Genomic DNA, 20,474 nt, shown 5'->3' on the forward strand with positions numbered 1-20,474 from the left:
CAGTGGTGCGGGCCGCGTGGGGGGGAGCCTGGCGGCCACGGAAGGTTGGGCTGGGATAGCACCTCGGTTCCGGGAGTCCAAGGCAATCAAACGTCGGTTTGGCCGTAAAAGTTGCTTAGCAGTGCATAGTTTCGCGGCGGCGTTGCGCTCCGCTAGCTTGCCACGTAAATTTCTGCTTCTAACCGTTTGCCGAACCGAGTCTTTTGCCGGACGGCAAGCCCCACGGGCAAGGCCACAGGTTCCGCCGCTGACTGCATGAACGATCGCGTTTCCAACAGCTCTGCCATGACGGAGTCCTCGGCCGTCGAGATCGAGATCGCGACCCGCAGACTCATGGCGGCGCTCGACGCGCTCGAAAGCGCGGTGGAGCGGCGGCGCGATGCCGATCGCGACGAGAACGAGCTCGCGGCACGAATCCAGGCACTGGGCGCGGATCGCTCGCGGCTTGCCGATGAGCTCGACGGCGCGCTGGTGAAGGCGCGCAAGCTCGAGCGCACCAATCGCGAAATCTCCGATCGGCTGGATTCCGCAATCGTCACGATACGCTCGGTGCTCGATACCGGAGAGGACGGATGAGCCACATCAACGTCACCATCAACGGCCGGCAATACCGCATGGCCTGCGAGGAGGGCCAGGAGGTGCGGCTGCTCAAGCTCGCCGAAAGCCTGGAGACGCGAATTCAGTCGCTGCGCGGAAAATTCGGCGAGATCGGTGATGCCAGGCTCACCGTGATGGCGGCGCTGACCGTCTGCGACGAGCTGGTCGACGTCGGCAACCGCGTCCGCACCATGGAGCAGGAGCTGACTGAGCTCAGGGATTTCCGCAACGCCGCCGTCGAGCGCGCCCGGATGACCCAGACCGCCGTGGTGAATGCGCTCAACGCCGCCGCCGAGCGCATCGAGAAGTCGACCCAGGTCCTGAACCGGACGGTGGGCAACGGCATCGCGATCGGCTGATTTTGGGCGGACCGCCCGTTGGGCTGGCGGTTCGTCAGTATCGTTGTTACATTGCGCGGGCGAGGCTGCGACGTGCGTCAGGAGCCATATATCCCCGGGGCCTTATCGATCCTTTAGGGAACTGTCCCTGGCCGGGCCCGTGGGCTCGGACATATGGTGCCCACCTACTTTCGTAGGGAACTCCGGGATCGAGTGCTTCAACGGCGTTCGCGGCTTCGCACTTTTTTTGCTTGGTTTGTGCTTGTCGAAACGACTGCGGCCAGTTCGGTAGATGTCGTGCTCCGGCTCGCCCGGGGCATTCAGTACGCCGCGGCCTCTGTGTGAATCACCACCGCCTCTGGAATACTGGATCACCCGCCCCGGTGCGCGAGGGCGCACAAGGTGGGTGATGACGTGGGGGACCAAAGCGCATGTCCAATTCGAAAGCCGAACTCCGTGCCAAAGCCCTCGCGGCGCGTGACGCGCTGAGCGAGAAGAAGCGCACCGCCGCCGCCGCAAAGCTCGCCAAGCGCGGGCTGCCGTTCCCGCTTTTGCCCGGCAGCATCGTCTCCGGCTATTCCCCGATCCGCAGCGAGATCGATCCGCTGCCGCTGATGAAGGCACTCGCCGAGGCGGGCGCAAAGCTCGCGCTGCCCTGCGTCACCGCCCGCGGCCAGTCGCTGATCTTCCGCATCTTCCATCCGAACGACCGCCTGATGCTCGGCCCGCTCGGCATTCCCGAGCCGTCGCCGGCCGCGGCCGAAGTCATCCCCGACATCATGCTGACGCCGCTCGCGGCCTTCGACCGTCTCGGCCATCGCATCGGCTATGGCGCGGGGCACTACGACCACACCTTCGCGCATCTGCGCAAGACCAAGCAGATCGTCGGTATCGGGCTTGCTTTTGCAGCCCAGGAGATCAAGGCGGTTCCGGCACTATCGCACGACGTCGCGCTGGATTATGTGCTAACGGAATCGGACGTGTTCGATTTCCGGAGTTCTGAAGTTGCGCATTCTCTTCGTGGGTGATGTCGTCGGCCGTAGCGGCCGCAACGCCATCGCCGAATATCTGCCCGGCATGGTCAAGGACTGGTCGCTCGATTTCGTCGTCGTCAACGGTGAGAATTCCGCCGGCGGCTTCGGCATCACGGAAGCGATCTATCAGGAGTTTCTCGATGCCGGGGCCGACGCGGTGACGCTCGGCAATCACTCCTGGGACCAGCGTGAAGCCCTGGTGTTCATCGAGCGCGCCGAACGCCTGGTGCGGCCGACGAACTACCCGCGCGGCACGCCCGGCCGCGGCGCCGCGCTGGTGGAGACCAAGAACGGCAAGCATGCGCTCGTCGTCAACGCGCTCGGCCGGGTCTTCATGACCCCGTTCGACGATCCCTTTGCCGCGCTCGAGCGCGAGCTTGGCGCCTGTCCGCTCGGCGTTGCCGCCGACGCCATCGTCGTCGACTTCCATTGCGAGGCGACCAGCGAGAAGCAGGGCATCGGCTTCTTCTGCGACGGCCGCGCCAGCCTCGTCGTCGGCACCCACACCCATGTGCCGACCGCCGACCACCAGATCCTGTCGGGCGGCACGGCCTACATGACCGACGCCGGCATGACCGGTGACTACGATTCCATCATCGGCATGCAGAAGGAAGAACCGCTGCGGCGCTTCACGTCGGGGATTCCCTCCGGCCGGTTCGAGCCGGCGGCTGGCGTCGCGACGCTGAGCGGCGTGGCGGTCGAGACGGATGATGCGACGGGCCTCGCGCTGCGGATTGCGCCTGTGCGCGTGGGCGGCCGGCTGGAGCCGGCGACGCCGAAATTCTGGTTGAGCTGAAGTACGCCGCCACACCCTCGGTGTCGTCCCCGCCTAGTGCGCAATTGCGCACGGGGCGCGGGGACCCATAACCCCAGGGAGTAGTTGTGGTGCTAGACTGGCCACTCCGAGTCTTCGCAAAACTGCTTCCTGTGGGTATGGGTCCCGGATCTGCGCTTCGCTTGTCCGGGACGACAGTTGAAATTGACGCGCGCAACTGCGCATCAATCGCCTCACGCCGCGGCGCGAACCGCCTGCCAGAGCTCAAGCACGTCCGCACGCAAGATCCCGCGCGTGATGAACACGATGCGCGAGCGGCGATCGCTGTCGGGCCAGCCGCTAAGCGCGACCGGCGGATGGAAGACGTGATGCACGCCATGGATCACGATCGGCGTCGGTTCGTCACGAAGATTGAGGATCCCCTTCACCCGCAGCAGATCCTGGCCGCGCGCGTTGCGTAAATGCGCAAGCCAGTGCGTCACGGCCATCCAGTCGAGCGGCTCGTCGAACGCCAGCATGAAGCTCGCGATCGACGCATCGTGATCATGATGGCCATGATCATGGTGCGCGTGATGATCGTGATGCGCATGGCCGGCGTGCGCATCTGGTTCCGCGAAGGCCCGCTCGTTGAGCCAGCGCTCGACGTCTATCCTTTTCAGCTCGGGATCGATCAGGCCGGCGCCGAATAGCTGCGCGGGATCGATCTCGCCATAACTGACGCTTTCGATTCTGGCGCCGGGATTGAGCCGCCGCAGACGCAGCTCAAGCGCCGCGATGTCCTCGACCAGGTCACTCTTGGTGATCAACAGCCGGTCGGCCAACGCGACCTGTTTCACCGCCTCATACTGCCGGTCTAGCTGATGCGGCGCGTTGACCGCATCGACCGTGGTCACGACCGTGTCGAGCCGCAGGAAGTGCGAGACGAGCGGATTGTTGAGCAGGAGCTGCACGATCGGCGCGGGGTCGGCGAGCCCGGTGGTCTCGACCAGGATACGGCGGAACGGCGGAATCTCGCCGCGGTCCCGCTTCACCAGAAGGTCTCGCAGCGTCTGCTCCAGGTCGCTGCGGATGGTGCAGCAGATGCATCCGCTCGCAAGCACGGCGACTTCGCCGTCGACGCGTTCGACCAGGAGATGGTCGAGGCTGACTTCGCCGTACTCGTTGATGATGACGGCGCTGTCCTTCATGTCGTCGTGGCGCAGCAGGCGATTGAGCAGCGTGGTCTTGCCGCTGCCGAGAAAGCCGGTGATCAGCGAGACCGGAAGTCGCTGCGCGGATTTATCGCTTTCGAACAGGCCCATGGGAAGCTCTCGCGTCGGCCGTCTTATTTTTGTCGCTGGACAATAGCGTAGCGGAGGAGGAGGCTAGCGGAAACAATTTTAGAGTCAGACATTGTTCTGACCACAACCTGGGAGGGTGGAATGTCTAACGAGATCAATAACGTAGATCAAGACGGCGGCGGCTCCACGACGGATCGCCGGACCCTGCTCCGCACCGCGGGCATCGCCGGCGTTGCTGGAGCCGCGCTCGCCGGCTCGATGCACGGCAAGTTCGCGCTTGCACCGATCAGTGAGGCCCAGGCGCAGACTGCAACCTCCATGCCCAAGGGCACCGACAAGCCCTGGTGGCCATCGAAATGGGGTAAGGATGACGAGTCCGGCGCATCCAACCACATCACCCCGGCGAAGGTCCTCGACGCGGCGAAATGGATCAAGGACGGCAAGATCTACAAGATCGGCCGCGTCTACGAAGCCGCCATGCCGCTGTTTGGTGCGCGCATATTCGCACTGCGCATTCCCGGCAGCCCGACCGGCGGCCCGTTCGGTGACAACAAGATGGTCTATCACGACGAATTCCTGGCCACCGAGATCGGCCAGACCGGTACGCAGTTCGACGGCCTCGGCCATATCGGCATCCAGATGGGCAAGGACGGCGACAAGAGCGAGATGCGATTCTACAATGGCTTCACAGCCGCAGAAATTAGCGACGCATACGGGCTCAAGAAGCTTGGCGTCGAGAAGCTTAAGCCGATCTTCACCCGCGCGCATCTGCTCGACATGGTCGCGCTCAAGGGCGGCATGATGGATGCGGGGCAGGAGATCACCTCGGCTGACATCAAGGCGGCGCTGGCGAAGCAGAACATCCCCGAGAGCGACATCAAGCCTGGCGACGCGATCATGTTCCACACCGGCTGGGGCTCGCTGTGGATGAAGAACAACGATCGCTTCAACAGCGGCGAGCCGGGCATCGGCCTCGATGCTGCGAAGTGGGTGGTCGAAAAGGATCTTGCGCTGACCGGCGCCGACACCTGGGCGGTCGAGGTGGTGCCCATTCCCGACAAGTCGCTCGCTTTCGTGGTCCACGCCGAGCTGCAGACCAAGTACGGCATCCACAACCATGAGAATCTGATCTTCGACGATCTGATCGCCGAGAAGAAGTATCAGTTCGTCTATTCGTTCACCCCGGCGCCCATCAAGGGCGCGACGGGAAGCAACGGCTGCCCGATTGCGATTACGTGACGATACGCATCGGCGTGGGTGAGGGAAGCCCACGCCGATGTTTTGGTTGGGCTGAAAGCGTTGCCACATCCTCGGTGTCGTCCCCGCCTAGTGCGCAATTGCGCACGGGGGGCGGGGACCCATAACCCCAGGGAGTGGTGTGGGGCACAGCTCCCACACCGAATCTTCGCCAAATCCCGCCCTGTGGGTATGGGTCCCGGATCTGCGCTTCGCTTGTCCGGGACGACGGCGGAGATTGGCGCGCGATCACGCGTCAATCTCGTCGTACACTACTCCGCCGTCTGCTCCCGCAGCTCCGCAACATCCTTCGCCGTCAGCTTCGAGCCCTTGGTGCCGAACCGTGCCGTGACGTAGTTCGCCACCGCCGCGATCTCGTCGTCGCTATACGCATCGCCGAATGCCGGCATCGAGAGAGCGCCATCCGGCGTATGCCGCTTGGTGCCCGAGAGTACGATCTGGGCGACGTTGGTGGCGGCCGGGTCGTTGACGGCCCAGGTGCCGGTCAGCGTCGCCATCGGCGAGACCGGGCTCTCGCCGCTCCAGCCGTGGCAGCTGGCGCAGGCGCTGGCGAACACCATCTTGCCGCGTGCGTCGGCCGTGACGCCGTCCTTGTGCGAGGCGGGCGCGACCGGCGCCGTGGTCGCAGGCAGGTCGGGCGAGGCCACCGGCGGCACGCTACGCAGATAGGCGACGACCGCGCGGATGTCTTCGGGAGCGAACTGGCTGAAGCTGCGATCGACCGCTTCGCCCATCGGACCCGAGGCCGAGCCGTGGCCCGGCGCGTGGCCGAGCGAGAGATACGAGATCAGGTCCTCGTCGCGCCAATTGCCGAGGCCGGTGGCCTTGTCGGAGGAGATGTTGAAAGCGCGCCAGCCGGCCGTGATCGCGCCGCCGAACTTCTTGCGGTTGTCGAGCGCAAAGCCGAGATTGCGCGGCGTGTGGCACTCGCCGCAATGCGCCAGCGCTTCGGCGAGATACGCACCTCTGTTCCACTCCGGGCTCTTCGAGGTATCCGGCGTAAAGCGCGTGTCCGGATTGAACACGGCCGACCAGAAGATCATCGCCCAGCGCTGGTTGAACGGGAACGACAGCGTGTTGTCGGGCGCTTTCGCGCGCACTGCCGGCAGGCTGAACAGATACGCCTTCACCGCCAGCACGTCCTCGTCCGTCATGTAGGTGTAGGACGTGTAGGGCATGGCCGGATAGAGCCGCGCGCCGTCATGACGCGTGCCGCGCTGGACAGCGTTGAGGAAATCCTGGTCGCTGTAATTGCCGATGCCGGTGTCCTTGTCCGGCGTGATGTTGGTCGAATAGAGCGTGCCGAACGGTAGCTTGAAGCCGAGCCCGCCGGAATATTCCTTCTCCCCGGGCTTGGTGTGGCAGACCATGCAGTCGGCCGCCTTCGCGAGATACTCGCCGCGCTCGACCACACTCGCTTTCTCCAGCTTGGCCGGTACGCCGGTCGGCTTGCCGGCGCGATAATCCGCCAGCGCCACTTTGGTGCCGCCGGCGAAGTCGAGCGGACCGGGCCCGCGGATGATCCAGACGCCGAGCGCCGCCACCACGATGGCGATCACGACCAGGCTTGTGAGGATACGCATCTTGCCGCTCATGCCTTCTTCCCCACAGCCAGAAGTTTCCGGTCGATCGGCAGGCGCCGCAGCGCCACGCCGGTTGCGGCGTAGATCGCGTTGCGCAGCGCCGGTGGTCCGGCATTGACGCCGGCTTCGCCGATGCCGCCGGGCGCTTCGCCGCTCTTGACCACGATGACCTCGATCTTCGGCGTCTCGTTGATGCGCATCATGCGGTAGTCGTGGAAGTTCGACTGCTGCACGCGGCCCTTGTCGATGGTGATCTCGCCATAGAGCGCGGCCGTGAGGCCGAAGATCAGCCCGCCCTCGATCTGCGCCTTCACCGTATCGGGGTTGACCGCAATGCCGGTGTCGACCACCGAGGTGATGCGGCGCAGCGTGATCTCGCCGATGTCGTCGATCTCGGCTTCCACAACAGTTGCGAGGAAGCTCGCAAACGATGGCTGCAGGCAGACGCCACGTCCAACGCGGGCCGGCAGCGGTTGGCCCCAGCCGGATTTCTCCGCGGCAAGGTTGAGCACCGCGAGCGCACGCGGAGTCTTGGTCAGCATCGACCTTCGGAATTCGACCGGATCCTTGCCGGCCTTGCGCGCAAGTTCGTCCAGCGCGCATTCGAACGCGAACACATTGTTGTTCGGGCCGACACCGCGCCAGAAGCCGGTCGGCACAGCCGGTGGCTCGGCACGGACATATTCGACGTGGAAGTTGGGAAAGTCGTAGGGCGTCTCCACGGCGGCGTCGACCGCGTCGATATCGACGCCCTTCTGGAACGCTGGCGGCAGCCAGCGGGCAATCACCGCAGAACCTGCGATCTTGTACTTCCAGGCCGCCACCTTGCCGTCGACCAGGGTCGCATTGACCTGGTCGCGATAGACCGGGCGGTAGACGTCGTGCTGGATGTCCTCCTCGCGGGTCCATATCACCTTGACGGGATAGTCGACCTGCTTGGCGATCTTGACCGCCGCAACCACCATGTCGGGTTCGAGCTTGCGGCCGAAACCGCCGCCGAGCAGGTGCTGGTTGACGATCACCTTCTCGACGGGAAGGCCGGCGGCCTTCGCCGCCTCCGACTGCACGCGCGTCATGATTTGTGTGCCGGTCCAGATCTCGCAGGCATCCGGCCTGACGTGAACGGTGGCGTTGATCGGCTCCATCGAGGCATGCGCGAGGAACGGCAGTTCGAAGCTCGCCTCGAACTTGTCTCCGCTGGCAAGCCCCTTGGCGATGTCGCCGACGGATTTCGCGATCGCGCCATCCTTCTCGCTGGCCTTGCGTAAATCGTCCCAGATGTCCTTGGTGGAGATCTTGGCGTTCGGTCCTTCGTTCCACTCGATCTTGAGCGCTTCGAGACCCTTCTTGGCCGCCCACATGTGATCGCCGATCACGGCGACGGCGTCGTCGAGCACGACGACCTTGCGCACGCCGGCGACTTTCATCGCTGCGCTGTCATCGACCTTGCCGACCTTGCCGCCGAACACCGGGCAATTGGCGATCGCGGCAATCTTCATGTTGGGCAGGATCGCGTCGATGCCGTAGACGACTTTGCCGTTGACCTTGTCCGGTGTATCCAGCCGCTTCAGCGGTTGGCCTATGAGGACGAAGTCCTTGGGGTCCTTGACCGGGACATCCTTCGGAGGTGTCTGGCTCTGTGCCGCCAGCGCGAGCTCACCATAGCCGAGCTTGCGGCCGCTTGCCGCATGGATGACTTCGCCCTTGGACGTCGTGCAACTCGCTGGCTCGACCTGCCATTGCGCGGCGGCGGCCTGCACCAGCATCGCGCGCGCGCTGGCACCCGCTTCGCGTAGCGGCTTCCACCAGGCGCGGATCGACGTCGAACCACCCGTCGCCTGCAGTCCGAAGGCGGGATTGGCGTAGAACTTGTCGTTTGGCGGCGCGTGCAACGCCCCGACCTTTGCCCAATCGGCGTCGAGCTCTTCGGCCAGAACCATCGAGATCGAGGTGTAGATGCCCTGACCCATCTCCACCTGCGGCATGATCAGCGTGGTCTGGCCGGTCTCGTCGATACGGATGAAGGCGTTGGGCGCGAACTTGCCGTCGGTCGTATCCCTCGGCTGCTCCGGCTCGTTGACGGCGGCCCGCAGGGGCAGGTGAAAGGCGAGCAGGAAACCGGTCGCGAGACCGCTGGTCAGAAGCGTGCGGCGGGAGAGGCTGTTGTGTGCATTCATGGCGGACCTCACGACTGCCGGCCGGAGGCCGCCTGCTTGATGGCCTCGCGGATGCGGACATAGGTGCCGCAGCGGCAGATGTTGCCAGCCATCGCGGCGTCGATGTCGGAATCATCCGGATGAGAGGTGGTTGCCAGTAGAGCGGCGGCCGCCATGATCTGGCCGGATTGGCAATAGCCGCACTGGACCACCTCGAGATCGAGCCAGGCTTTCTGCACCTTCGCGCCTGCGGGCGTATTGCCGACATGTTCGATGGTGGTGATGGCGCGGTTCGCAACCGCGCTGACCGGCAGGACGCAGGAGCGCACGGCCTTGCCGTCCACATGCACCGTGCAGGCACCGCATTGCGCGATGCCGCAGCCGAATTTCGTGCCCGTCATTCCGAGGATGTCGCGCAGCACCCACAGCAGCGGCATTTCCGGCGGCGCGTCGAACGATTTGGTTTCGCCGTTGATGGTGAGAGTTGTTGCCATAAGCATCCCCTTGCTCGCTTGATCGCTTGCGGCGATCTCGTCGGCGAATTCGTGCGCGACAATAATCATACTGATGCGAAACGATGAAGCGCCAGAATTTCCGGCGATGCATATTTGCGCTGCCGACGCGTCAGGCCATGACGTTCACGAATTTGTGCGGCGATCGCTGCAGCGGAATTGGGCTAATTGATATGATAATCGTCATGTTGTGACGCATTTTCGTCGTACGCATCGTTGATCGCCGCAGATGATCGTGCGAATGCGGAAAATCATGCGATGACGAAATTCGTGCGATTGGGAAAGTCGGACGACGAGTCTGGCGGGATCAGTCCCAGCGGCTCATTGCTGTGCCCTCTCCCCTTGTGGGAGAGGGCAGCGACGCCGGTAGACGCAGACTCAATCGGGTGAGGGGTCCGTCTCCGCGTATGATGCTCTCTCATTCCGAAGCAGCCTCGTCCGCCGATAGAGACCCCTCATGCGGCGCTTCGCGCCACCTTCTCCCACAAGGGGAGAAGGGAAGAGGAGGAGATGGGAATTTCGGAATAGTAGTATTGTGCGCCTGTTTTGCCCGACGAGTCAAACTGCGTCTCAAACTGCGTCCTGGCCTGCCGGCGTAAGCCATTGATTCCCCACGCCCCGGTTACTGTGCATGGGGTTGTTTTCCAGATTTTTGATTCAGGGTCGTAGGCGCGGCGGGCGTCAGCTCTGCCGAAAACCCATCCGGAAGGCGCCCCAGTGCTTGCCGCGGATCACGATCGGCGAGGACAAATCCTTCATCAGCACGAACTGCCCGCCGCCCATGTCGCGGCGATAGGTCTGGAGCAGGAACGGTTTTGTGTTGGCCGCGACCTTCTTCACCGCGCGGTCGCTGAACAGGCGGCGGTTGCGGCAATTGGCGTTGTTCCAGACGGGGTCCTTGCCCTGCGGCAGGCGGTAGTTCGGGTTGTGGGTCGGCAGATAGCCGCCCTTGGCCCAGGCGACGCAGAACACGATGCGGGGGTCTGACTTCTGGATCGGGTCCTGGATGGCGGGCAGCACGCGGTCGGTGAAGTCGACGTAGTTGGTCTTGTATTGCTTGGGATCGGTGCCGGGGATTTCCCGGTAGGTCTCGTCCATGAGCTGGTCGAGCGTGATCTCGCCGCGGTCGATTGCGGCCTCGAACTCGTCCGAGATCCGCTTTGCGGTCGCGACGACGACGCGGATCAGCGGCGCATCCGATGTCTCCACGCCGCTGTCGGCGATCATCGCGATCAGCGCTTCGGACGTGTCGAGCAGTTTTGTCACGCGCTGATCGGCGTTCTTGAGATCGCGCGAGGACAGGTCGACGCCCTTGGCGAGCTCGTTGAGCTCGCTGATGACCGTGTCGCAATGGCCGAGATTGGAGGTCGCGGCGCGCGTGACGCTGTCGATCTCCGCCTCCACCGAGGCAAAACCCTGCTGGACCCGCGAGATGATGCCGGAGATCTGCTGGGCGCCTTCGCCGGCAGTCTTGGCGCGTTGCGAGGCGTCGCTGCTCTCGCCGATCAGGCCTTCGATCTGGCCGTCGAGATCGCGCACGGTGTCGGAGATCTGATGCGTGGCCGCACGGGTAGCCTCCGCGAGATTCTTGACCTCGCTTGCCACCACCGCAAATCCGCGGCCGGCATTGCCGGCGCGGGCCGCTTCGATGGTGGCGTTGAGCGCGAGCAAGTTGGTCTGCTTGGCGATCGCCTCGATCGAGCCGGACACTTTTGCCACCTGCGCCAGCGCCGAGCCGACGGCGCTCAAGCGCGCCTCGATCCGCTCCACGGCTGCGACGAGCTCGGAGATGTGGCTGACCGCGGTGTCGACCGCGCTGCGCGACTGCGCGATCTCGCCGACCGCCGCCGATGCGGTCGATTGCACCGCCTGCGATGCGTTGGCGATATCGTGATTGGCCGAGACCATGGTCTCGGCCGTCTCCTGGAGATGATGGAACCGTTCGGACTGGTTCGCGACGCGGTTTGCGACTTCCTGGACGTTGCCGGCGATGTCGGCGAGCTCGACGCCGAGGCCGCCGATGCGGTCGGCGAGCTGGTCGATCAGACGTTCGGCAAGTGTCCGGTTGGAGCCGGTGTCCAGGACTGCAAGTTGTGCGACGGACATGTTTTGAGAGTCCTCCAGTCAGAGCCGTTCGCCGGCCCTCCGCGGCATTCCCATTCCAATTCCAGCCTTAAAGGATGATTCGCGGCCGGCGTCTTGCCTGAGCGTGCACTACAGCTTGTAAGCCGTGCGGAATCCGCCCCAGTGCCGGCCCTGGACGCGGATCGGAACGTCGATCTCGCGCATCATCACGGTGTTGCCGTTGCCCATGTCGCGCGCATAGCTCTGGACCAGGTACGAGCGCAGGTTGCGCGCGGCGGCGAGCCCCGCCGGATCGTTGAAGATCCGCCGGTTGCGGCTGTTGGCAGTGTTCCAGGCGGTGTCGCCCGGCCGCTGCGGATGCGAATAGATCTTGTTGTGCACCGGCAGGAAGCCGTTGCGGTCGACCATGGCGCAGAACGCCATGCGCGGTTCCTTGGCGAGAAAGGCTTCCTGGAACGGCTGCAGCGCGCGGTCGGCCCAGTCCAGATATCTGGTGCGGTATTGCTGCGGATTGGTGCCGGCGATCTCCGCATAATCGGTGTCGAAGAGGTCGTCGATCTTGACCTCGCCGCGCGCGACCGCCTGCTCGAAAATCCGGGTCAGCGCGGTGCCGGCTTCCATGGCGCGGGTGACGAACTCGGTGCTCTCCTCGTGGATCGACCAGAGCCTGTCTTCGATCTTCTCGCTGAGATCGGCGTTCGGGCTGACGAATTGCGCGCGGGCGCCGGCCTTGGACTGCTCGATCACGCGCAGGCGGCAGGCACCGACGCCTTCGAGGGTACCGTCGACGACGGCCTGCGTGGCAAGCTTCGCCGCCTCCGCGCCGCCGATCAGCACGCCATCCATCGCGATCTCGTAGACCTGCAACACGCCGCGCGCGGCTTCGAACTTGAGATGGCAGGGCAGCCGCTCGGTCTTGCGGCGGTCGTCGTGCTCGCTCTGGCGCAGCAGCACCGCACAGCGCGATTTCAGCTTGCGCGCGAAGGTGGTGACGGCCTTGCCGGCGCTGGCGACGTTCTCGCCGTGGGTCTCGGCCGCCTTGGTCGCGGCGTCGATCTCGGCCGCGCTCTCGCCGACCGAGATGATGAACTGCGATGCGCTGGCCGCGTTGCCGGACACCTCGCTGGTGGTGGCATTCTGCTCGGCGACCGCGCCGTTGACGGTGTCGAACACCGGGCGGATCGCCTCGATCGCCTGCGCGATGCGATGCACGGCGTCGGCCGAGCCGGCGGCGTCGCGCTGGAGCGCGTCGATCTTCCTGGTGATCTCCTCCGTCGCGCCCTGGGTCTGCACCGCGAGCGCCTTCACTTCGGTGGCTACGACCGCAAAGCCCTTGCCGGCCGCACCCGCACGCGCGGCCTCGATGGTGGAGTTGAGCGCGAGCAGCGTCGTCTGCCGCGCGATCTGCGCGATCAGATTGACGACGTTGCCGATGGCGGCGGAGGATTCACGCAGGCGGTCAACGTTGGCGCGGGCTTCCTGCGCTGCGGCGCTGGCTTCGTCGGCGAGCTTGGCGGCCTCGCGCACCTGCGCGCCGATGCCTTGCGCGGACTGGGTGAACTTGTCGGCGGCATGGGCGAAGGTTGAGGCGTTCGACTGCGCCGCATTGGTGCGACCGGTGAGGGCGTCGGTGCGCTCGCGAATATCCGCGAGCGTTGCCGCGGTCGCCTCCGCGCCGCCGGCGACCGAGTTGGCGGCCCGCTCGAGCTGGCGGATCATGGCGCCGAGCTCGAGTTCCAGCAGTTCCAGGATTTCCCTGGCGGAATCGCCCTCGGCCGACAGGGCAGGCGCGGGATCGACCGGCGACGGCGCGGCCTGCGGGGGTGCCACGGGCGCGGACAAGTCGGGCAGACGCTTCCGAAACAATGCGAACGCCATCAGGTCACTCTTGTCGGGGAACGGGCGGTTGCTATTTTCGCAGGCCGGAATGAAATCAGGGTTAACGGTGCCTGGCTCCTAGGCACGGGGCACTACGGTATTACCTTAAAGTCGTAGAGCCTCTTTCATTCCGGTGGGTTGGCGGCCTATAAGGCCGCGCTTCCCACGCTCACCTTTGGCGCACGATTCCTTACGAGACACGCATGGCCGGACATTCCCAATTCAAGAACATCATGCACCGCAAGGGGCGGCAGGATGCCCAGAAGTCGAAGCTGTTCGGCAAGCTGGCGCGGGAAATCACCGTCGCGGCCAAGCTGGGCACGCCCGACCCCAACATGAACCCGCGCCTGCGCGCCGCCATCATCGCGGCGCGCCAGGAGAACATGCCGAAGGACAATATCGAGCGCGCCGTCAAGAAGGCGCTCGGCAATGAGGGCGAGAACTATGACGAGATCCGCTACGAGGGTTACGGCCCCGGCGGCGTCGCCGTCATCGTCGAGGCGCTGACCGACAACCGCAACCGCGCCGCCTCCGACATCCGCTCCTTCTTCACCAAATCGGGCGGCAATCTCGGCGAAACCGGCTCGGTCTCCTTCATGTTCGACCGCACCGGCATCATCGAATACGACCGCAGCGTCGCCTCCGACGACGCGGTGCTGGATGCCGCGATCGAGGCCGGCGCCGACGACGTGGTATCGAGCGAAGGCGGACACGAGATCTACGCCTCGACCGAAGGCTATCGCGACGTCGCCAAGGCGCTGGAAGCCAAGTTCGGCGAGCCGCGCAAGGCTGCGCTGATCTGGAAGCCGCAGAATACGGTCGCGGTCGACGACGAGACCGGCGAGAAGCTCCTGAAGCTGATGGATCTGCTCAACGAGCACGACGACGTCCAGCACGTCTACGCCAATTTCGAGATGTCGGACGCGCTGTTGGCGAAGATGGGCGGCTGAGGTCGCTAATCCCAATCTCCGCTGTCGTCGCCCGGCTTGACCGGGCGACCCAGTATTCCAGAGACGCCAGAAGGATACGGAGAAGCCGCGGCGTACTGGATACCCCGCTTTCGCGGGGTATGACCGCGTGCCTTGTGGTCGTCATCGCGGGCGCCCAATCGCGACACCCCACTTCCCCTGTTACTTCCGTTCTGTTTCTGTTTCCCCCACCGCAGCCAGCCGCTATCACTGGCCCATGACTGCGCTCCCGATTCGTGGCCCCGTTCGCATCATCGGCATCGACCCCGGCCTGCGCCGCACCGGCTGGGGCGTGATCGAGGCCGAGGGCAATCGCCTGATCTACGTCGCCTGCGGCTCGGTGGAACCGCCGGACGATTTGCCGCTGGCGAGCCGGCTGCTCGCGATCCATGAGGGGCTTGCCGCTGTCCTGTCCGGTCACAAGCCGATGGAAGCCGCGGTCGAGCAGACCTTTGTGAACAAGGACGGCGTCGCGACGCTGAAGCTCGGCCAGGCCCGCGGCGTCGCCATGCTGGCGCCCGCGATGTTCGGCATTACTGTCGCCGAATACGCGCCGAACCAAGTCAAGAAGACGGTGGTCGGCGCCGGCCACGCCGACAAGCACCAGATCGCGATGATGCTGAAGATTTTGCTGCCGAAAGCCGAGCCGCCGTCAGCGGACGCCGCCGACGCGCTCGCCATCGCCATTACCCACGCCCATCATCGCCAAAGCACGGCGCTCAGGCTGAAGGTGGCGGGCTTATGATCGGCAAGCTCAAGGGCCTGATCGATTCCTACGGCGAGGATTATGTGCTCCTCGACGTCGGCGGGGTCGGCTATCAGGTGCATTGCTCGGCCCGCACGCTGCAGCATCTGCCCTCGCCCGGCGAGGCCGCGGTGCTGTCGATCGAGACTTACGTCCGCGAGGACCAGATAAAGCTGTTCGGCTTCCGCACCGACCAGGAGCGCGAATGGTTTCGCCTGCTCCAGACCGTGCAGGGCGTCGGCGCCAAGGTCGCGCTCGCCGTGCTCGGCACGCTGGCGCCTTCCGACCTCGCCAACGCGATTGCGCTGCGCGACAAGGCCGCGGTGGCACGCACGCCGGGCGTCGGCCCCAAGGTTGCCGAGCGCATCGTTACCGAGCTGAAGGACAAGGCGCCTGCTTTCGCCAATGTCGATCCCGCCGTCGTGCATCTCGCCGGCGCCGTCGACGACCAGCGCGCGCCGCGCCCGGTGGCAGATGCGATCTCTGCGCTGGTCAATCTCGGCTACGGCCAGCCGCAGGCGGCTGCCGCTATTGCATCCGCATCGCGCAGCGCGGGCGAGAGCGCCGAGACCGCGCAACTCATCCGGCTAGGCCTGAAGGAGCTGTCGAAGTGAGCGCGGCCCACGCCAATCCCGTCGCCGCCCTGTTTCGTCGCCTTTCGCGCGTGGCCGGTATCGTCGTGATTTTCTCCATTGTCGGGCCGCTGACGACCGCCGCGTTGGTTGCTGTGACGGTAACGGCGCTCGGCGCCGCGGTGCTGCAGATGTTTCTCGTGTTCCTCGAACTGGAAGCACTGCGTGCTCTGGTTTCGATCGCGGTCGTGCTGTTGGCCATCGTCACGATTCTCGCCTCGTTCCTTCCTGCAGTCGTCGCCGGCCTGATATTTGCGTTGGCGGCGGTCTACGCCGATCTCAACATGATCTGGATGGCGTGGCTCGCCGCGGCCGTGGGCGCGGCCGGCTTCGTCATGGTTGGCATGTTCGTCGTGCCCTCCGAAACCTCGGCGGTGATCGTGCCGAGTGTCCGTTCCGCGCCCGAGGCGCTGAAGCTTTCGGCGATGCTCGCCGTCGTCGCCGTCATTCCGGCCAGCCTGTGCTGGTGGCTCGCGAAACCGCTGCATCGTGTTATCCTGCCCGCATGACCACTCCCCCACGCATCGTCACGCCCGAGCGCCGCTCCGATGACGTCGGCGACACCGCGCTACGTCCGCAATCGCTGTCCGACTTCGTCGGCCAGCAGCAGGCGCGCAAGAACCTCTCGATCTTCATCGAGGCGGCGCGCAAGCGCGGCGAGGCGCTGGATCACGTGCTGTTCGTAGGCCCCCCTGGCCTCGGCAAGACCACGCTGGCGCAGATCGTCGCCAAGGAGCTCGGCGTCGGCTTTCGCGCCACCTCGGGTCCGGTGATCGCCAAGGCCGGCGATCTCGCCGCACTCCTCACCAACCTCGAAGAGCGCGACGTGCTCTTCATCGACGAGATCCATCGCCTGAGCCCGGCGGTGGAAGAGGTGCTCTATCCCGCGATGGAGGACTTTCAGCTCGACCTGATCATCGGCGAGGGCCCGGCGGCACGCTCGGTGAAGATCGAGCTGTCGAAATTCACGCTCGTCGGCGCTACCACGCGCGCCGGCCTCCTCACCAATCCCTTGCGCGACCGCTTCGGCATCCCGGTCCGGCTCAATTTTTACACCATCGAAGAGCTGGAAAGCATCGTCACCCGCGGCGCGCGCGTGCTCAATGTCGGCATGAGCGCCGACGGTGCCAACGAGATCGCGCGCCGCGCCCGCGGCACGCCGCGCATCGCCGGCCGCCTGTTGCGGCGCGTGCGCGATTTCGCCTCCGCCGCCGATGCCGCCTCGATCGACCGCAAGATCGCCGACCACGCGCTGAGCGCGCTCGAGGTCGACGCCGCGGGCCTTGACGCCATGGACCGCCGCTACCTCACGACCATCGCGCAGAACTATGGCGGCGGCCCGGTCGGCGTCGAGACGATGGCCGCCGCGCTGTCCGAGCCGCGCGATGCGATCGAGGACATCATCGAGCCTTATCTCATTCAGTGCGGCTATCTCCAGCGCACCCCGCGCGGCCGCCTGCTCACCTCGCACGCCTTCCGCCATCTCGGCATCGCCGAGCCCTCGCGCGATGCCGCGGCACAGTTCGGCCTGTTCGGCACGGACGAGAGCGACGACTGATTGCGTTGATGCAAGGTGCGTCGGTTGTCATGAACTTCCGGTAACCTTTGTGCAAACGGTCTGCACGCGAATGCAGGCCGTCTGCACGAGCGGACCCCAATTCCGCTCCAATCGGACCGCATCACAAAGCTGCATCACCATCGGGCTTCCATGATCACGCGTCGTCATCTCATCCGTTCCATCGGCGGCCTGTCCGCGCTCGGCGTCTCGACCGCGGCCTATGGCGTCGGCATCGAGCCGCTGCGGCTCCGCGTCACCCGTTATCACCCGACCCCGCGGCAATGGCCGGCGGATTTTCCGCTCAAGATCGCCATCGTCACCGACATTCATGCCTGCGATCCCTGGATGTCGCTGGAGCGGATCGAGGGCATCGTCGATCGCACCAATGCGCTCAACGCCGATGTCATCGTGTTGCTCGGCGACTATGTCGCGGGTGTTCACCAGGTCACGCGCATCATTCCGTCGAGCGAATGGGCCAAGGTGCTCGCGGGCCTCAAGGCACCGCTCGGCGTCCATGCCGTCATGGGCAATCACGACTATTGGGTGGACAGGGCCGTGCAGCAGGCCGGGCACGGGCCGACAGCCGCCCATCGCGCGCTGGAGGCGGCCGGTATTCCCGTCTACGAGAACGACGTCGTGCGTCTCACCAAGGACGGACGCTCCTTCTGGCTCGCGGGCCTCGGCGATCAGCTCGCCTACTATCCCGCGAAGCGCTATGGCCGCGTGCACCGGCTTGGCGCCGACGATCTCGCGGGTACGCTGGCGAAGGTCACCGACGATGCGCCGGTCATCTTGCTCGCGCACGAGCCCAATATCGCGCCGCTCGTACCCGCGCGCGTCGCGCTGCAACTGTCCGGCCATACCCATGGCGGCCAGGTCCGCCTGTTCGGCTGGTCGCCGGCTGTTTCGCCTCAGCACGGCCTGCGGCTCGCCTATGGTCACTTCCGGCTGAAATGCGACGTCATCGTCTCCGGCGGCCTCGGTTGCAGCATCATGCCGGTCCGCGTCGGCGTGCCGCCGGAAATCGTCGAGGTGACGCTGGGAAGGACGCCGGCCGTGGCATAACCTGCGCTTGCGCGGCCGGCTGTTTTTGCGCAAAACGGACCGGTTGCAAAAAGCGAAGAGGCTCGCGACGTGACAGCCCATCTCGACGGCGAGATCCGCGACGGCCGCCATCACATGCAGGTCCGCGTCTACTACGAGGATACGGACTTCCCTGACTTGCCATTGTCGTAGTATGCAAACGTGCTGATCTCTCGCTCCTTGCTGCGGTTTTCGGGAAAAAGGTTCTTTCCGTAAAGCGCGGAGCTGTTCAGGTAGGGCGTATATTCGTAGGGCATCCGCTTGCGAACCGGATGCACTACTATGCATTCAATCAAGTTGCGGAAGGCAATGCGAGTTTCGATCGCCTTCGGATTGGTTTTGAGCGCGGTGATAAGCCTTCTAACCTCCGAGGAGTATCGGTCACTGAATTTCGGGCGATCGAAGCCAACTATATTTTCGCCGCCACCGCCCAGCAGCCGCAAGCGCTCTTCAACGCTTTCCCGCTCCAGGTCGCACTCATCGATCCGCTTGAGCAATTCGTCCGGCTTGCGGCGGCTATTTGCGATGGCATAAGAGAGGCGTTCGATCTCGGTAGTCAATACGCGGCGTCGACGCTCTAGCTTATTGTGTTCGCTGCCATTGTTCCGATCGTTTTTGCGCTCCTCCTTCCAAGTACGCATCGCCTCTTCAATGGCTTTCGGCGAAAGCAATTTCACCTGGATTTTTTCGGAGGCATCCTCGAGCAGAACGTCCATATCAAAGCTACGGGTGTGCTCGCAGGTGCCCCGCTGATGCGCGCTCGCGCATGCCGCGCGCGGCGCACCGTTACGCGAGGATTGAGCGATTCGCATATGGCCATTGCAGACGCCACACCGGAGCACACCGGCAAGCGGGTGCTCATTGTTGCGCGGACTCACGGCGCGACGCCGCGGCTGGCCAGTCGGTCCGAACATAGACACCGCGCGCACCCTACGAACCTTCTGCGCTAGATCCCAGAGCCCTTTCGGAACGATCCGCAGCTCTGGCTTTTTGACGATAATGTGGCGTTCTGCTGGATTGCGGCGCTTCTGTTTCTTCTGCGTCTCTGGGTTAAGAATTGTCGAGCGAACGTTCCAATGTATCTCGCCGATGTATAGTTCGTTGCCGATAATGCCGCGACCATGCCGACCGCCTGTGATGCACTGATGGTTCCAGGTGGTGCGACCCGCCTTGTTCTTGTGACGAGTTGCCCCTGGTGAGGGCACGCCTTCGCGGGTGAGGTCAGCGGCGATAGTTCGGGTCGAGCGGCCCGCTGCATATTCATTGAAGATGCGGAGCACAATCTTTGCTTCGTTCTCATCGATTACGCGCTCGCCGGGCGCGCCCGGCCTCGGCCGATAACCATAGGCGTATGAGCCCGGAATTCTTCCGTTCGCAACAGCGTTGTCATGGCCGCGCCGAACCTTTTCGGCGAGCTGCGGCTTGTAAATCGTATTGTACAGACTTGCGATGCTAATGTCAGTGGCGGTCGCGTAGACTCCTTTCTGATCCATCAGCTCAACGCCGTTGAACTCGAAAACCTGCTTGAGACGCTGGATGGTTGCGGGATCGCGCGACAAGCGGTCGAAATGCTCAACGACGACTACGTCAAACTGCCGGCTTCGCACACCGTTGAGCAAGCGCTGATAGCCGTCCCGCGCACCTTCGGTAAGACCAGATTTTGCGGCATCCACAAACTCGCCGACGACATCGAGGTTGTTGCGCAATGCGACCTTGCGGCAGAGTAACAGCTGACCGTCAATCGAGCTCGCCTTTTGCATGTCGCTCGAATAGCGCGCGTATATTACGGCCGTTTTCTTCGATGACGGTGTCGTCATGCCGGTCCTCTATCGGCTGCCCCGAGCCATGGTTTTCATCCCGTGCGATCTGACGTCCGATGGCGCGCGCCAACTCAAACCAGATTTCCTCATTGTCCGGATTATCCCAGCTCTGAGGATGGGAGGGGGCAAGCGGTCGAATGGTCGCTCGTTGTCTTCGGAAAGATCGGATGCGG

18 protein-coding genes, 1 other RNA gene and 1 pseudogene are annotated in these 20,474 nt (G+C 64.5%); 13 read left to right on the plus strand and 7 right to left on the minus strand.

Annotated elements, in window-relative coordinates:
• Positions 1-255 precede the first annotated feature (255 nt).
• From AB7245_RS05965 to AB7245_RS05985, 5 genes are all read left to right on the plus strand, one after another.
• Positions 256-576, plus strand: coding sequence for a DUF4164 domain-containing protein (locus AB7245_RS05965; RefSeq protein ID WP_020608063.1), 321 nt, complete (start codon positions 256-258; stop codon positions 574-576).
• On the plus strand, positions 573-956 hold the full coding sequence (locus AB7245_RS05970; protein ID WP_028150902.1) for a cell division protein ZapA: 384 nt from the start codon (positions 573-575) through the stop codon (positions 954-956). The genes AB7245_RS05965 and AB7245_RS05970 overlap by 4 nt, the downstream gene beginning before the upstream one ends.
• Positions 957-1,015: 59 nt before the next feature.
• A non-coding RNA gene (gene ssrS / locus AB7245_RS05975) (6S RNA) lies at positions 1,016-1,176 on the plus strand.
• 190 nt (positions 1,177-1,366) lie between these two features.
• Positions 1,367-1,963 (plus strand): 5-formyltetrahydrofolate cyclo-ligase, encoded by a 597-nt coding sequence (locus AB7245_RS05980; protein ID WP_071916650.1) that lies wholly within the window; start codon positions 1,367-1,369, stop codon positions 1,961-1,963.
• A complete protein-coding gene (locus tag AB7245_RS05985) occupies positions 1,941-2,765 on the plus strand; it encodes a TIGR00282 family metallophosphoesterase (protein ID WP_085401786.1) in 825 nt (274 codons plus the stop codon). Before AB7245_RS05980 ends, AB7245_RS05985 begins: the two co-directional genes overlap by 23 nt.
• A 212-nt stretch (positions 2,766-2,977) precedes the next feature.
• Here the strand turns inward: AB7245_RS05985 and AB7245_RS05990 are convergent, their stop codons facing one another.
• The gene (locus tag AB7245_RS05990) at positions 2,978-4,045 is read right to left on the minus strand and encodes a CobW family GTP-binding protein (RefSeq protein ID WP_085401787.1); all 1,068 of its coding nucleotides are present in this window, start codon (positions 4,043-4,045) and stop codon (positions 2,978-2,980) included.
• Positions 4,046-4,165: 120 nt separating this feature from the next.
• Here AB7245_RS05990 and AB7245_RS05995 point away from each other — a divergent pair, with 120 nt between their 5' ends.
• Entirely contained in the window at positions 4,166-5,263 is a 1,098-nt protein-coding gene (locus AB7245_RS05995) for a cyclase family protein (RefSeq protein ID WP_439033929.1), read from the plus strand.
• Positions 5,264-5,532: 269 nt separating this feature from the next.
• Here AB7245_RS05995 and AB7245_RS06000 read toward each other — a convergent pair whose 3' ends face one another.
• The 5 genes from AB7245_RS06000 to AB7245_RS06020 form a co-directional block, all read right to left on the minus strand.
• Entirely contained in the window at positions 5,533-6,876 is a 1,344-nt protein-coding gene (locus AB7245_RS06000; protein WP_085401789.1) for a c-type cytochrome, read from the minus strand.
• Positions 6,873-9,041, minus strand: a complete 2,169-nt coding sequence (locus AB7245_RS06005) for a xanthine dehydrogenase family protein molybdopterin-binding subunit (protein ID WP_085401790.1) — start codon at positions 9,039-9,041, stop codon at positions 6,873-6,875. The genes AB7245_RS06000 and AB7245_RS06005 overlap by 4 nt, the downstream gene beginning before the upstream one ends.
• Before the next feature lie 8 nt (positions 9,042-9,049).
• A complete protein-coding gene (locus AB7245_RS06010; protein WP_201266187.1) occupies positions 9,050-9,514 on the minus strand; it encodes a (2Fe-2S)-binding protein in 465 nt (154 codons plus the stop codon).
• A 699-nt stretch (positions 9,515-10,213) separates the two neighbouring features.
• The gene (locus AB7245_RS06015; protein ID WP_439033930.1) at positions 10,214-11,638 is read right to left on the minus strand and encodes a methyl-accepting chemotaxis protein; all 1,425 of its coding nucleotides are present in this window, start codon (positions 11,636-11,638) and stop codon (positions 10,214-10,216) included.
• Positions 11,639-11,746: 108 nt separating this feature from the next.
• A complete protein-coding gene (locus AB7245_RS06020) occupies positions 11,747-13,495 on the minus strand; it encodes a methyl-accepting chemotaxis protein (RefSeq protein WP_085401792.1) in 1,749 nt (582 codons plus the stop codon).
• A 203-nt stretch (positions 13,496-13,698) separates the two neighbouring features.
• Here AB7245_RS06020 and AB7245_RS06025 point away from each other — a divergent pair, with 203 nt between their 5' ends.
• From AB7245_RS06025 to AB7245_RS06055, 7 genes and pseudogenes are all read left to right on the plus strand, one after another.
• Complete coding sequence (locus AB7245_RS06025; protein ID WP_085401793.1) at positions 13,699-14,445, plus strand: YebC/PmpR family DNA-binding transcriptional regulator; 747 nt, start codon at positions 13,699-13,701, stop codon at positions 14,443-14,445.
• A 235-nt stretch (positions 14,446-14,680) separates the two neighbouring features.
• A complete protein-coding gene (gene ruvC, locus AB7245_RS06030; protein ID WP_039156321.1) occupies positions 14,681-15,208 on the plus strand; it encodes a crossover junction endodeoxyribonuclease RuvC in 528 nt (175 codons plus the stop codon).
• Positions 15,205-15,822, plus strand: coding sequence for a Holliday junction branch migration protein RuvA (ruvA, locus tag AB7245_RS06035; protein ID WP_063981036.1), 618 nt, complete (start codon positions 15,205-15,207; stop codon positions 15,820-15,822). Before ruvC ends, ruvA begins: the two co-directional genes overlap by 4 nt.
• On the plus strand, positions 15,819-16,349 hold the full coding sequence (locus tag AB7245_RS06040) for a hypothetical protein (protein ID WP_071916641.1): 531 nt from the start codon (positions 15,819-15,821) through the stop codon (positions 16,347-16,349). The genes ruvA and AB7245_RS06040 overlap by 4 nt, the downstream gene beginning before the upstream one ends.
• Positions 16,346-17,398 (plus strand): Holliday junction branch migration DNA helicase RuvB, encoded by a 1,053-nt coding sequence (ruvB, locus tag AB7245_RS06045; protein ID WP_085401794.1) that lies wholly within the window; start codon positions 16,346-16,348, stop codon positions 17,396-17,398. The genes AB7245_RS06040 and ruvB overlap by 4 nt, the downstream gene beginning before the upstream one ends.
• A gap of 150 nt (positions 17,399-17,548) precedes the next feature.
• On the plus strand, positions 17,549-18,463 hold the full coding sequence (locus AB7245_RS06050; protein WP_085401795.1) for a metallophosphoesterase: 915 nt from the start codon (positions 17,549-17,551) through the stop codon (positions 18,461-18,463).
• 78 nt (positions 18,464-18,541) lie between these two features.
• Positions 18,542-18,613, plus strand: a pseudogene (locus tag AB7245_RS06055) (acyl-CoA thioester hydrolase); the annotation flags it as partial.
• On the opposite strand, the gene AB7245_RS06060 reads toward AB7245_RS06055, so the two are convergent.
• Positions 18,595-20,298: a recombinase family protein gene (locus AB7245_RS06060; protein ID WP_439033931.1), complete on the minus strand. Its 1,704-nt coding sequence runs from the start codon at positions 20,296-20,298 to the stop codon at positions 18,595-18,597. The pseudogene AB7245_RS06055 and the gene AB7245_RS06060 overlap by 19 nt on opposite strands.
• Between the last annotated feature and the right edge of the window lie 176 nt (positions 20,299-20,474).

Origin of the sequence: Bradyrhizobium sp. 604_D8_N2_3, from assembly GCF_051810765.1 — a bacterium.
Classification (GTDB): Bacteria; Pseudomonadota; Alphaproteobacteria; order Rhizobiales; family Xanthobacteraceae; genus Bradyrhizobium; species Bradyrhizobium barranii.